Genomic DNA, 12,740 nt, shown 5'->3' on the forward strand with positions numbered 1-12,740 from the left:
CGTCGCGGCTGAAGCCGCTCCTACAGAGCGCGGGCGCGCGCCGGCAGGGCGCACTGTAGGAGCGGCTTCAGCCGCGACAGAACGCCGCGCCGGCCCGCCCTACTTCGCCGCGTGCTGCACGCCCAGCTGATCGAGCATGAACGCGTACGACTCGGCCTGCTCGCGATAGCGGCGGAAGCGCCCGGACTTGCCGCCGTGGCCGGCTTCCATGTTGACCCGGAACACGATCGGCCGGGTGCCGGTGTTGTCGTCGCGCAGCTTGGCCACCCATTTCGCCGGCTCCCAGTACTGCACCTGCGAATCCCACAGCCCGGTGCCGACGAACAGCGCCGGATACGCCTGGCGCGCGACGTTGTCGTACGGCGAATAGGCGAGCATGTAGTCGTAGTACTTCTTCTTCTCCGGATTGCCCCACTCGTCGTATTCGTTAGTGGTCAGCGGAATGCTCGGGTCGAGCATGGTGGTGACCACGTCGACGAACGGCACCTGCGCCACCAGCACCCGGTAGTCCTGCGGCGCCATGTTCGCCACCGCGCCCATCAGCAATCCGCCGGCGCTGCCGCCGGCCGCGGCGACGCGGTCCGGCGCCGCATAGCCCAGCTTGACCAAGCCGCGGGTCACGTCGATGAAGTCGGTGAAGGTGTTCTTCTTGTTGAGCAGCTTGCCCTGGTCGTACCAGTCGCGGCCCATCTCCTGGCCGCCACGGATGTGCGCGATGGCATAGACCACGCCGCGATCGAGCAGGCTCACCACCGGCAGGTTGAAGTTGGGGTCGGTGGACATGCCGTAGCTGCCGTAGGCGTATTGATACAACGCCGCGGTGCCGTCCTTCTTGAAGCCCTTCCTGTACACCAGCGACACCGGCACCTTGACCCCATCGCGCGCGGTCACCCACACGCGTTCGGTCTGGTACTTGTCCGCGTCGTAGCCGATCACCGGCTGCTGCTTGAGCAGCTTGCGCTCGCCGGTGCGGGTGTTGAGTTCGTAGGTGGTGGCCGGAGTGGTCAGCGAGGTATAGCTGTAGCGCAGCCACGGCGTGTCCGGCTCGGGATTGACCGACAGGCCCATCGAATAGGCCGGCTCGTCGGCCTTGACGTAGTCCTCCTTGCCATCGGCGAAGTGCAGGCGGATCCGCTCCAGGCCGTCGGACCGCTCGGCGATCGCGGTGAAGCCGTCGAACAGTTCGAAGCTGTCGATGAACACCTTCTCGTCGTAGGGCAGCCAGGTCTGCCACTGCGTGCGCGCGGTGGCGCCGTCGGGCGCGGTCATCAGCGCGTAGTTCTTGGCCTTCCAGTTGGTGCGGATCACCCAGCGCCCGTCGAAATGGTCGGCGCTGTACTCGACGTCGCGCTCGCGCGGCGCCAGCACGGTGAAGCGCTGCGGATCGGCGGCCGGCGCGTAGCGCTGCTCGGAGGACACCGTGCTTTCCACGCCGATGACGATGTACTTGTCGTCGCGGGTGCGGCCCAGGCCCATGTAGAAACTGTCGTCCTTCTCCTCGTAGACCAGCGCGTCCTGCGTGGCCGGCGTGCCCAGCACATGCTTCCTGACGCGCACGGTGAGCAGCGTTTCCGGATCGTTCTCGACGTAGAACAGGGTCTTGTTGTCATCGGCCCAGACCAGGTCCGGCGACACGCCGGGCACGCGGTCGGCGTAGACCTCACCGGTCTCCAGGTTCTTGAAGCGCACCACGTACTGGCGGCGGCCGACGTCGTCCTCGGTCCAGGCCAGGATGCGGTTGTCCTGGCTGACCACCGCATCGCCGACGCTGAAATAGCCCTTGTCGGCGGCCATCGCGTTGACGTCGAGCAGAATCTGCTCCGGTGCGTCCATGCTGCCCTTGCGCCGCGCGTGCACCGGATAGTCCTTGCCGCTTTCGTAGCGCGTGTAGTACCAGTAGCCGCGCTCGCGGTACGGCACGCTGCTGTCGTCCTGCTTGATGCGGCCGACGATTTCGGTGTACAGCGTGTCCTCCAGCGGCTTGAGCGGCTTCAGCAGCTGATCGGCGTAGGCGTTCTCGGCGTTGAGATAGGCCAGCATCTGCGGGTTTTCGCGCTTGTCGTCGCGCAGCCAGTAATAGTCGTCCTGGCGGGTGGCGCCGAACGGCGCCTTGACCGTATGCGGCTGCTTGGCCGGGTGCGGCGGCGTGGCATCGGTGGCGAGGGCGGAAGCGAAGGGCGCGGTCATGAGCAGGAGGAAGCTCGCTAGCAAGGGACGGGGATGCATCTAATGGGGCTCCGGCGGCGGCAACGCAACGAAGGACGCGCCGCCCGGGCCGGGAGGCGGCAGGCATGCGGCGGCGCATGGTGCCGAGCGAGTCTCCGCGCAACGCCGCATCCTGGCAAGCGCGCGCAACGATTTGTTGCCGCATGCTCCTCTATGATCGGACCATGGATTCCCTTCCACCCCCCTCTTCCGCCGCGGCGCACGCGCCGACCACCTACAGCCAGCGCAGCCGCGACATCGAACCGTTCCACGTGATGGCGCTGCTGGCCCGCGCCAACGAACTGGAACATGCCGGCCACGACGTGATCCACCTGGAAATCGGCGAGCCGGACTTCACCACCGCCGCGCCGATCGTCGCCGCGGGCCAGGCCGCATTGGCCGCCGGCCACACCCGCTACACCGCCGCGCGCGGGCTGCCGGCGCTGCGCGAGGCGCTGGCCGGCTTCTATCGGCAACGCCACGACGTGGACCTGGACCCGGCGCGGATCATGATCACGCCCGGCGGATCCGGCGCGTTGCTGCTGGCCAGCGCGCTGCTGGTGGATCCGGGCAAGCGCTGGCTGCTGGCCGACCCCGGTTATCCGTGCAACCGGCACTTCCTGCGCCTGGTCGAAGGTGCGGCGCAATTGGTGCCGGTCGGCCCGGACAGCCGCTACCAGCTGACCCCGGCCCTGCTGGACGCGCACTGGAACGCCGACAGCGTCGGCGCGCTGGTGGCCTCGCCGGCCAACCCGACCGGCACGCTGTTGGACCGCGCCGAACTGGCCGCGCTGGCGCAGGCGCTGCGCGCGCGCGGCGGCCACCTGGTGGTCGACGAGATCTACCACGGCCTCAGCTACGGCATCGACGCGCCCAGCGTGCTCGAGGTCGACGACGAGGCCTATGTGCTGAACAGCTTCTCCAAGTATTTCGGCATGACCGGCTGGCGCCTGGGCTGGCTGGTGGCGCCGCGCGCGGCGGTGCCGTCGCTGGAGAAGCTGGCGCAGAACCTGTACATCAGCGCGTCCAGCATCGCCCAGCATGCGGCGCTAGCCTGTTTTCTGCCGGAAACCCTGCAGATCCTGGAGGCGCGCCGCGCCGAGTTCGGCCAACGCCGCGACTACCTGCTACCGGCGCTGCGCGCGCTCGGCTTGCGCATCGAAGTCGAACCGCAGGGCGCGTTCTATCTCTATGCCGACGTGAGCGCGTTCACCGACGACGCGCAGGCGTTCTGCGCGCATTTCCTGGAGACCGAGCACGTGGCGTTCACCCCGGGCGTGGACTTCGGCCGGCACCGCGCACGCCAGCACGTGCGCATCGCCTACACGCAGAGCCTGCCGCGACTGCAGGAAGCGGTGGCACGGATCGCGCGCGGACTGGAGCGTTGGGATCGCCACGCTGGACCGTAAGCACCTTCAGGCGCTGCCGATCGCAATGACGTTGCAGACCGAAACCAAGCCCAAGATCGCCAGCGGCCACATCGCGTAGCCAACGCCGTTGTGTCTTGGTCTTGGCTTTCGTTTTGGCTTAGCTGTGGCTGTGGCTTTTGATTGTCTTCGCCTTAAAGCGAGCCGAGCACCGCAGGCGCAAGCGGCCGAAGAGGCGCCCTTGTTTGAGCGAAGCGAGTTTGGGCGCCGTGCCGCTTGCGCCGAGGAGCGCAGGGAACCGATGCGGCTTTATCGCATCGGCTCGCGTCGGCGACAGCGGTTTTGGTTACTTTTGCCAAGACAAAAGTAACTCGCGCCAAGGGCGCGAAAGCCTTTGCCCTTGCTCCAGCCTTTGCCGTTGCTCCGGCCCGGGTTACGCACCTTGCCAGAACTCCAAACGCCCGCACCAAGCGCACGGGCATCCGCTAAGACCGGCGGCTACAGCGCCTTCAATCCTTCAACCGCTCCCACAGGAACCCGTACGCCAGCGCCTGCATATGCGCGGCCTGCGCGTTGTTGGCCGCGCCACCGTGGCCCCCTTCGATGTTCTCGTAGTAGGTCACGTCCTTGCCGGCCTCGATCATCTTTGCCGCCATCTTGCGCGCATGGCCCGGGTGCACCCGGTCGTCGCGCGTGGAGGTCAGGAAGATCACCGGCGGATAGGTCTTCTTCGGGTCGAACAGGTGGTACGGCGAGAAGCTCTGGATGTACTTCCAGTCGTTGGTGTCCGGATTGCCGTACTCGGCCATCCACGAGGCGCCGGCCAGCAGGTGGCTGTAGCGCTTCATGTCCAGCAGCGGCACCTGCACCACCACCGCGCCGAACAGCTGCGGGTACTGCACCAGCATGTTGCCGGCCATCAGCCCGCCGTTGCTGCCGCCCTGCACGCCCAGGTGCTTGGCCGAGGTGATCTTGCGCGCGGCCAGGTCCTGCGCCACCGCCGCCATGTCTTCGTAGGCCTTGTGCCGGTTCTGCTTCAGCGCCGCCTGGTGCCAGCGCGGGCCGTACTCGCCGCCGCCACGGATGTTGGCCAGCGCGTACACGCCGCCCTGGTCAAGCCAGGCGCGGCCGAGGCCGCCGGAGTAGAACGGGGTCATCGAGATCTCGAAGCCGCCGTAGGCGTACAGCAGGGTCGGATTGCTGCCGTCCAGCTTGAGCTGCTTCGGCCGGACCAGGAAGTACGGCACCTTGGTGCCGTCCTTGGACACCGCGAAGTGCTGCTCGATCGCGTCCTTGGACGCGTCGAAGAAGCTCGGCATCGCCTTCAGCGTCTCGATGCTCTGCGCGCCGCGCTGCACGTCGGCCAGCATCAGCGTGGTCGGGGTCAGGAAATCGGTGGAGGTCAGCCACACCTGGTCGTTCTCGTCGGCATCGACCGCCTCGACGCTGGTGCTGCCGAAGGCCAGGTCGCCGACCGGGAACGGCGCGCGCGCCCACTCGCCTTCGCCCGGAGTCAGCACCCACAACCGGCTCTTGACGTCGTCGAGCACGTTCAGCACCAGGCGCGACTTGGTCCAGGCGAACGAGGCCAGCGAGGTGGTCTCGGTCGGAGTGAACACCACCTGGAACGCGCGCTTGCCGGCCATGAAGTCGTCGAACTTGGCCACCAGCAGCGCGCCGGCCGGATAGGTGGTGCCGTCCACGGTCCACGCATCGCGCAATTCCAGGGTCAGCCACTGCCGGTGCACGCGCTTGTTGGCCGAGTTGGGCACGTCGATCTTGGTCAGGCGGCCGTCGGCGCCCCGCAGGTACAGCTCATCGTTGTAGAAGGCCAGCGTGCGGCTGACGAAATCGCGCTCGTAGCCGGGCGTGTCGTCATGCATCGCGGCGATGTACATGTCCTCCGGCTTGCCTTCGTAGACCGGCGTCGCGCTCTGCAGCGCCGTGCCGCGCTTCCACTGCTTGACCACCCGCGGGTAGCCGGAGCTGGTCATCGAACCGGCGCCGAAATCGGTGTAGAGGTAGACGGTGTCGGCGTCGATCCAGCCCAGGCCGCCCTTGGCCTCGGGACGGAAGAAGCCGTCCTTGACCCACTGCTTGCTGCCCAGGTCGAACTCGCGGGTGACGTCGGCGTCGGCGCCGCCGCGCGACAGCGCGATCAGGCAGCGGCGGTAGTCCGGGCGCAGGCAATCGGCGCCGTGCCACACCCAGTTCTCGCCCTCGGCCTTGTTCAGCGCGTCCAGGTCCAGCACCGTCTCCCATTTCGGCTCGGGCTTGCGGTACTCCTCCAGGGTGGTGCGCCGCCACAGACCACGCTCGTGCTCGCGGTCCTTCCACAGGTTGTAGTAGTACGGGCCGATCTTCTGCACCGCCGGGATCTTCGCGTCCGAATCCAGCACTTCGCGGATGCCGGCCTCGCGCGCCTGGAAGCCCGGCTGCGCGGTCAGCCGCGCCTCGGTCTTGGCGTTCTGCGCCTTGACCCAGTCCAGCGGCTTGGCGCCGGTGACGTCTTCGAGCCAGGCATAGGGATCTTGGGGCATTGCGGTTTCCTTCGCCGCGGCGGTCCCGGAGGCAATCAGTCCGGCAAGCAGGCAGGCATGGGCAAGAGAGGGCATGGGACAGGTCCAGGAGAACAGCCCCGAACCGTAGCATGCGGGGACGCGGCCCTCCCCTGCCGAAGGTCAGGCTGCGCGGGTGACCCGCCACGCCGGCGCGCGCCGCCGCGCCTGGACCCGCGGCCGCAGCCGCGCCAACCCCCGGCGCAACGGCCGCAGCGGCAGCGGGAAGCGGTGCAGCGCCCACCACGCGCTCAGCGGCATGCCCAGCAGCCACAGCGGCCGCCAGCCCAGCCATTCGCTGTAGCCGCGCGCGGCCGGCCACACCAGGACCAAGGCCAGCCCGGCGAGCAGCGCCTGCAGCACCAGGCGGCGCAGGCCGGGATGCGGCGCGCGGGCGGAACGGGACGAAGGGGCGATCGGCATGGCGGCGACTCCGGAACGGTGATGAGGCGCGCAGCGTGCCGCGCGCGCATCTCAACGGCTGCGACCCACTATTGACATGGCTTTCGCCCGATACTCACTAGCTTGTCCCTTCAAGCCTCCGGATTCCTGTCTTATGCGCCTGCTCTCCCTGTTCGCCTCCATGCTGCTGCTCGGCATGGCCGTCCCCCTGCCGGCGGCGCGGGCGACATCCCCAGAGGAGCATGCGCCCCAGCAGCCGCCGATCGACCTGAAGCGCTTCATGGGCCGCTGGTACGTGATCGCGCACGTGCCCTACTTCGCCGAGCGCGGCCATGTCGCCAGCAGCGACGAGTACACGCTCAAGGAGGACGGCAAGATCGCCGTGCGCTACCGGTACCGCGAGGGCTTCGACGCGCCGGTCAAGGAAATCACTTCGCGCGCCACGGTCAAAGAGGGCACCGGCGACCGCCGCTGGACCACCTGGCTGTTCGCCGTGGTGCCGACCAAGTACCGCATCCTTGAGGTCGCGCCGGACTATTCCTGGGCGCTGATCGACTATCCCGGCCGCGACCTGGCCTGGATATTCGCGCGCGAGCCGGACATGGACCACAAGCAATACCGCGAACTGGCGGGCAAGCTGGACCGCGACTACGGGATCAACGTCGACAAGCTCAAGCGCGTGCCGCAGCGCCGCGACCAGGTCGGCAGGCTCGGTTTCGAAGTGCCGAGCGAGCCCTGAGACGTGTCGCCGCTCCCCAAATAGGTTGCACCGCCATCGCCTGCCACTCAGCGAGGCGCCAGCCGACCTCCGTATGATCAGGCCGGTCCGTCCCCCAGACAGGTGCACCGCTTGGCCAGCGTTCTTTCCGAGACCCTCTGCGATTCGCCGCGCCCGCCCGCCGCGGACGCCACGCGCGGCCAGGTGTTCGCGCAACACTGCCCCTCGCGCGCCGTGCTCAGCCATGTGACCAGCCGCTGGGGCGTGCTGGTGCTGGTGGCGCTGCGCAAGGGCACGCATCGCTTCGGCGACCTGCGCCGCAGCCTGGAAGGGGTCAGCGAGAAGATGCTGGCGCAGACCCTGCAGGCGCTGGAAGCGGACGGGTTCGTGCAGCGCACCGCGCACCCGGTGGTGCCGCCGCACGTGGACTACGCGCTGACCCCGCTGGGCAAGGACGCGGCCGCGCACGTGCACGCGCTGGTGGACTGGATCGAGACCAACATCGGCACCATCCTGAGCAACGGCAACCCGCCGGCGGGCACACTGTAGGAGCGGCTCTGGTTGGCCTCGGGCCATCAGCCGCGACAGACGGCACCGTGGCTGATGCTGCCTGTCGCGGCTGAAGCCGCTCCTACAGTGGCAGCGACACGCTAGTCGTCGCTGTAGTTGCTCAGCGCCAGCGACAGCAGCGCCTTGGCCTGTTCGCGCAGCGAGCGCGGCTCGACGATTTCCGCATCCGAGCCGTAATGCAGCACGTCCATCAACAGCTCGCGCGAGACGCTGTACGGCACCTTCAGTTCGTAGCGGCCGTCGGCCAGGAAGCGCCCCTGCTGCTTGGAATGCCAGTGCTCGTCGGCGACCCAGCGCGCCGCCTTGGGGCTGAACACGATCGTCGCCCAGCCCTTGGGCGCGCCGGAGAAGATCCCGTAGCTGGACGCCAGTTGCGAGTCCAGTTCCTCGTCGGCCACGTCCTGCGCCGGCTGGTCGAGCAGGCGCGCGTGGTTGATGCGGTCCACCGCGAAGCTGCGCACCGCGTCGCGGCCGTGGTCCCAGGCGTCCAGGTACCAGTTGTCGCGGTAGTGGGTGATGCGCTGCGGCGACACCGTGCGCTTGGTCGATTCGTCGGTGGAGCGGGCGCGGTAGTCGAACGACAGCCGCTTGCGCTCCAGCACCGCCGAGGCGACGGTGCGGAAACTGGCTTCGTCGAGCTTGCGGCCGCGGTGCGGGATCACCCGCACCCGCTCCACCGGCCAGTGGGTGGCCCCGGCCTGCGCCGCCAGCAGGCTCTCGATGCGCTGCTGCAGCGGCGCCAGCACCGAGGACAACACCCCGCCGCCGGTGCGCGCCAGCAGCTGCTGCGAGGCCAGCAGCGCGTGCAGCTCCTCGGAGCTGAGCCACAGCCCCGGCAGTTCGAAGCGGTCGCTCTCCCCGGACTCGTAGCGGAACCCGGCCTCGCCGTCGCCCTCGACCGGGGCCATCAGCGCGTCGCGCAGGAACGCCAGGTCGCGGTAGACGGTGGCGCGGGAGCAGCCCAGTTCGTCCTGCAGCCGCGCCACCGTCACCGGGTAGCGGGCGGACTTGAGCAGCCGGTGCAATGCATTGATGCGTTCGTAGCGGTCCATGGCACCGATTATGTCTGAGTCCGTGGCGGAAATACGCCTGGCGGCCGGCCCCGCGCCCAAACCGCCGATGAAGCCGTGGCCGGGCGGCGGCCGGGGTGTCATGTGGATCCGGTATGATGAAATCGTTTCCATTTCGTTAGCCGAAGGCTGCGTCCCCAAACCAGGAGAGAAGAGCCAATGCCCCGCCGCGCTGCCGTAGTAACCGCGATCACCTTGATGCTGCTGGGTACGTCCCCAGCCTGGGCCGCCGACGTGGCCGCGCCACCGGAACCGGGCAGTTCGCCGTGGAGCGGCTCCGGCGAGCTGGGCTTCGCCTCCTCGCGCGGCAACAGCTCCAACGAGAGCTTCAACGGCCGGCTCAAGGGCCAGTACCTGGACGGCGACTGGATCCACAGCATCGACCTGTTCGGGTTGCGCGCCAGCGCCGAGTACACCAACACCAACGACGACGGCAGCACCGAGCGCGTGCGCCAGACCACCTCCAACCGCTATACCGGCAGCGCCGGCAGCGCGCTGCAGTTGGGCGAACACCGCCAGCTGACCGCCTCGCTGCGCTACGAGCGCGACGATTTCGCCACCTACGACCGCCTGGCCACGATCGGCATCGGCTACGGCACGCGGATCATGGACGGCGACCACAGGAGCCTGGACGTGCAGATCGGCCCCGGCGTGCGCCGCGCCCACGACGTGGAAGAGGATCGCACCGAGACCGGGCTGATCGGCCGCGGCCTGGTCGACTTCAAGTACGGCCTGACCGCCAACACCGAACTGGCCAATACCCTGCTGGTCGAGTCGGGGTCGTACAACACCTTCGCGCAGAACGACCTGGGCATCTCGGTCAGCATGAACTCGCGGCTGGCGCTGAAGGCCGGCTGGCAGGCGCGCCACAACAGCGACGTCAGCGACGACAAGAAGAAGACCGATACGTTGACCACGATGAATGTGGTCTACAAGTTCAGGTAGGGCCGGGACTCGGGACTCGGGACTCGGGACTCGGAACAGCATGCGGCGCGGCCTCACTGATCGGGGCTGCCGCTCTGGGTCATTCGACCGGCCGTTTCGGCTGACGATGGTTTTTGTTTTTTGTAGGAGCGGCTTCAGCCGCGACAGGCGTTACCGGTAACGCCTGTCGCGGCTGAAGCCGCTCCTACAGGGTTCACTGCCCGCAGACGGGCTCGCTGCACGCATAGACCCAATTGTCCGGATGCAACGGGCGCCTGGGCCGGACCTCTCAGCCCGGTAGCGCGGCATCCAGCAGCTCGCGCGCGCCGGCGCCCAGCAGCGCTTCGGCCACCGCTTCGCCCAGCGCCTCCGGGTCCTGCGCGGTGCGCTGCAGTTCGGCACGCACCAGGCGCCCGTCGGCGACGCCGCCGACCAGGCCCTGCAGCAGCAGGTCCTCGCCGCGCCATTGCGCAAAGGCGGCCACCGGCACATGGCAGCTGCCGTGCAGCGCGCGGTTCATCGCCCGCTCGGCCTCCACGCAGGTGCGGGTGGGCGCATGGTCCAGTGCGGCGAACAGGTCCAGCGCGACCGCGGCGTCGCCGCGGCATTCCACCGCGATGGCGCCCTGCGCCGGCGCCGGCAGCCAGTCCGGCGCCTGCAGGCGCTGGGTGATGCGCGCCTCCAGGCCGAGCCGCTGCAGGCCGGCGCAGGCCAGCACGATCCCGTCGTAGCCGCCGTTGTCGAGCTTGGCCAGGCGCGTGTTGACGTTGCCGCGCAGGTCCTGCAGCTGCAGGTCCGGGCGCCGCGCGCGCAGCTGCGCCTGGCGGCGCAGCGAGGAGGTGCCCACCCGCGCGCCCAGCGGCAGCGCGTCCAGCGACGCGTACAGGTTGGAAATCAGCGCATCGGCCGGGTCGGCGCGCGCCAGGATCGCCGGCAGCACGAACGGCGGATCCAGTTCCATCGGCACGTCCTTGAGCGAATGCACCGCGCAATCGGCCTCGCCGCGCAGCATCGCCAATTCCAGCTCCTTCAGGAACAGGCCCTTGCCGCCGATCGCCGCCAGCGAGCGGTCCAGCACCTCGTCGCCACGGGTACTCATCGGCACCAGCACCACTTCCAGCTGCGGATGCGCCTGGCGCAGGCACGCGGCGACGTGTTCGCTCTGCCACAGGGCGAGCGGGCTTTTGCGGGTGGCGATGCGCAGGATCTTCATCGGCCCATTATCGCGGAAAGCGCCTCCATCCATCCCGGCCTTCGCAGCCGAATGCCCGCTCATCCGCTCCCGATCCCGAACCCCGCTTGCCGCAACCACTCCACCGGCCATCCCGAATCCCCACTCCCGGCCCCCTCACAGATAACGGATCTCCTGCCGCAACTGCGCCACGCAGCGCCGGCTCACTTCCAGCGGCTGCTTGCCATGGCGCAGCACCGCATGCACCTGGCCCTCGCCCAGGCGTCGCAGCTCGACCAGTTCGTGGCGCGCGACCAGGCAGTTGCGGTGGATGCGCACGAAGCGCTCGGCGAATTCCTCTTCCAGCGACTTCAGCGATTCCTCGATCAGGTCCTCGCCGCGCGCATGGTGCACCACCACGTACTTTTCCTCGGCCTGCAGGTAGTGGATGTCGTCGACCGGGATCAAGCGCAGGCTGCCGCGCAGCCGCGCGCACAGGTGGGTGCGGCGCTGTTCCAGCGGCGTGGCGCCGACGCTGCCGCGACGACCGGCCATGAACGTGCGCGCGCGCTCCAACGCCGCCGCCAGCCGCTCGGCGCGCACCGGTTTCATCAGGTAGTCGATGGCCGCGGCCTCGAACGCGGACAGCGCGTGCGCATCGTAGGCGGTGCAGAACACCACCGCCGGACGCGGCTCGAAGCTGGCCAGGTGGCGCGCGGTCTCCAGCCCGTCGACGCCGGGCATGGCGATATCCAGCAGCACCAGATCCGGGCGCAATTCGGCGCAGGCGTGCAGCGCTTCCAGGCCATTGCCGGCCTCGGCCACCACCTCGACGCCGGCATGCTCTGCCAGCAGCGCGCGCAAGCGCTCGCGCGCCAGGGGTTCGTCGTCGGCGATCACCACCTTCACGTACGTCACCTCAGTGGGCTGGAGCGCGGTCTCGCCGCATAGTAGCCCCGCCGCCGCCGGGCCGTCATCCGCGCCTCAGCGGCAGGGGCTCGCCCCGGCGCCCCGCGCCGCGCGCCGTGGCCGCGCCTCAGCCGGCGGCGAAGCGCGCGCTCATCCAGTCGCGCAGATCGGCGATCTCCTCGGCGCAGACCTGGTGCGCCATCGGATAGCGCCGCCACTGCACCGGCATGCCCAGCGCCTGCAGCGCCTGCGCGGTCTGCTCGGCATAGGGTTGCGGGATCACCGGATCGCCCTGGCCGTGGGCCATGAACAGCGGCTGCGACAGCGCGGCCGGCGCATGCCAGCGGGCGACGTCGGCCACGTCCGGCAGGTAGGTGGACAGCGCGATCAAGCCGGCCAGCGGCCGTTCGCGGCGCAGCCCGGCGGCCAGGGTGATGGCGCCGCCCTGCGAGAAACCGGCCAGCAACAGGCGCTCGGCGGGCACCCCGCGTTCGTGCTCGCGCGCGATCAGTTCCTCGACCTGCGCGACCGAGGCGGTCACGCCGGCGCTGTCGGCGCGGTTGGAAAAATCGGGACTGACGATGTCGTACCAGGCGCGCATGCGCACGCCGTTGTTGATCGTCACCGCGCGCACCGGCGCGTGCGGGAACACGAAGCGCAGCGCCGGCCAGCCCGGCCGCAGCAGTTCCGGCACCAGCGGCGCGAAGTCGTTGCCGTCGGCACCGAGCCCGTGCAACCACAGCACGGTCCATGCCGGCGAAGCGGCGGTTTCGTGTTCCACTGTTTCCAGCATGCGCGCGGTCCCCATCGAGATGGGGCGCATTATGCCTGCCGCGTCGGCCGCCC

The 12,740-nt window shown here is 69.0% G+C and carries 11 protein-coding genes; 4 read left to right on the plus strand and 7 right to left on the minus strand.

What is annotated here, in order from left to right; translation table 11 throughout:
• Positions 1-99: 99 nt before the first annotated feature.
• Positions 100-2,187: a S9 family peptidase gene (locus NUG20_RS18050; protein ID WP_263395800.1), complete on the minus strand. Its 2,088-nt coding sequence runs from the start codon at positions 2,185-2,187 to the stop codon at positions 100-102.
• Between the two features lie 203 nt (positions 2,188-2,390).
• Between NUG20_RS18050 and NUG20_RS18055 the strand changes: the two genes are divergently transcribed.
• Positions 2,391-3,614 carry a pyridoxal phosphate-dependent aminotransferase gene (locus NUG20_RS18055; protein ID WP_263395801.1) on the plus strand — a complete coding sequence of 408 codons (1,224 nt, stop codon included), beginning with the start codon at positions 2,391-2,393 and terminating at the stop codon, positions 3,612-3,614.
• Positions 3,615-4,081: 467 nt separating this feature from the next.
• On the opposite strand, the gene NUG20_RS18060 is transcribed toward NUG20_RS18055, so the two are convergent.
• Both NUG20_RS18060 and NUG20_RS18065 read right to left on the minus strand, forming a co-directional pair.
• Positions 4,082-6,187: a prolyl oligopeptidase family serine peptidase gene (locus NUG20_RS18060; RefSeq protein WP_263395802.1), complete on the minus strand. Its 2,106-nt coding sequence runs from the start codon at positions 6,185-6,187 to the stop codon at positions 4,082-4,084.
• 66 nt (positions 6,188-6,253) lie between these two features.
• Complete coding sequence (locus tag NUG20_RS18065; protein ID WP_263395803.1) at positions 6,254-6,553, minus strand: hypothetical protein; 300 nt, start codon at positions 6,551-6,553, stop codon at positions 6,254-6,256.
• A 133-nt stretch (positions 6,554-6,686) separates the two neighbouring features.
• Between NUG20_RS18065 and NUG20_RS18070 the strand changes: the two genes are divergently transcribed.
• Both NUG20_RS18070 and NUG20_RS18075 read left to right on the plus strand, forming a co-directional pair.
• Positions 6,687-7,271, plus strand: coding sequence for a lipocalin family protein (locus NUG20_RS18070; RefSeq protein WP_263395804.1), 585 nt, complete (start codon positions 6,687-6,689; stop codon positions 7,269-7,271).
• A gap of 111 nt (positions 7,272-7,382) precedes the next feature.
• A complete protein-coding gene (locus tag NUG20_RS18075; protein ID WP_317852726.1) occupies positions 7,383-7,799 on the plus strand; it encodes a winged helix-turn-helix transcriptional regulator in 417 nt (138 codons plus the stop codon).
• A gap of 101 nt (positions 7,800-7,900) precedes the next feature.
• Here NUG20_RS18075 and NUG20_RS18080 read toward each other — a convergent pair whose 3' ends face one another.
• Entirely contained in the window at positions 7,901-8,872 is a 972-nt protein-coding gene (locus NUG20_RS18080; RefSeq protein WP_263395806.1) for a helix-turn-helix transcriptional regulator, read from the minus strand.
• Between the two features lie 177 nt (positions 8,873-9,049).
• Here NUG20_RS18080 and NUG20_RS18085 point away from each other — a divergent pair, with 177 nt between their 5' ends.
• Entirely contained in the window at positions 9,050-9,835 is a 786-nt protein-coding gene (locus NUG20_RS18085; protein WP_263395807.1) for a DUF481 domain-containing protein, read from the plus strand.
• A 268-nt stretch (positions 9,836-10,103) separates the two neighbouring features.
• Here NUG20_RS18085 and hemC read toward each other — a convergent pair whose 3' ends face one another.
• The 3 genes from hemC to NUG20_RS18100 form a co-directional block, all read right to left on the minus strand.
• Positions 10,104-11,027, minus strand: coding sequence for a hydroxymethylbilane synthase (hemC, locus tag NUG20_RS18090; protein ID WP_263395808.1), 924 nt, complete (start codon positions 11,025-11,027; stop codon positions 10,104-10,106).
• A 135-nt stretch (positions 11,028-11,162) separates the two neighbouring features.
• Positions 11,163-11,894: a LytR/AlgR family response regulator transcription factor gene (locus tag NUG20_RS18095; RefSeq protein ID WP_263398525.1), complete on the minus strand. Its 732-nt coding sequence runs from the start codon at positions 11,892-11,894 to the stop codon at positions 11,163-11,165.
• A gap of 127 nt (positions 11,895-12,021) precedes the next feature.
• Positions 12,022-12,687, minus strand: a complete 666-nt coding sequence (locus NUG20_RS18100) for an alpha/beta hydrolase (RefSeq protein ID WP_263395809.1) — start codon at positions 12,685-12,687, stop codon at positions 12,022-12,024.
• Positions 12,688-12,740: the final 53 nt, after the last annotated feature.

It is taken from the genome of Xanthomonas sp. CFBP 8443 (assembly GCF_025666195.1).
In the GTDB taxonomy this organism is placed as follows: domain Bacteria; phylum Pseudomonadota; class Gammaproteobacteria; order Xanthomonadales; family Xanthomonadaceae; genus Xanthomonas_A.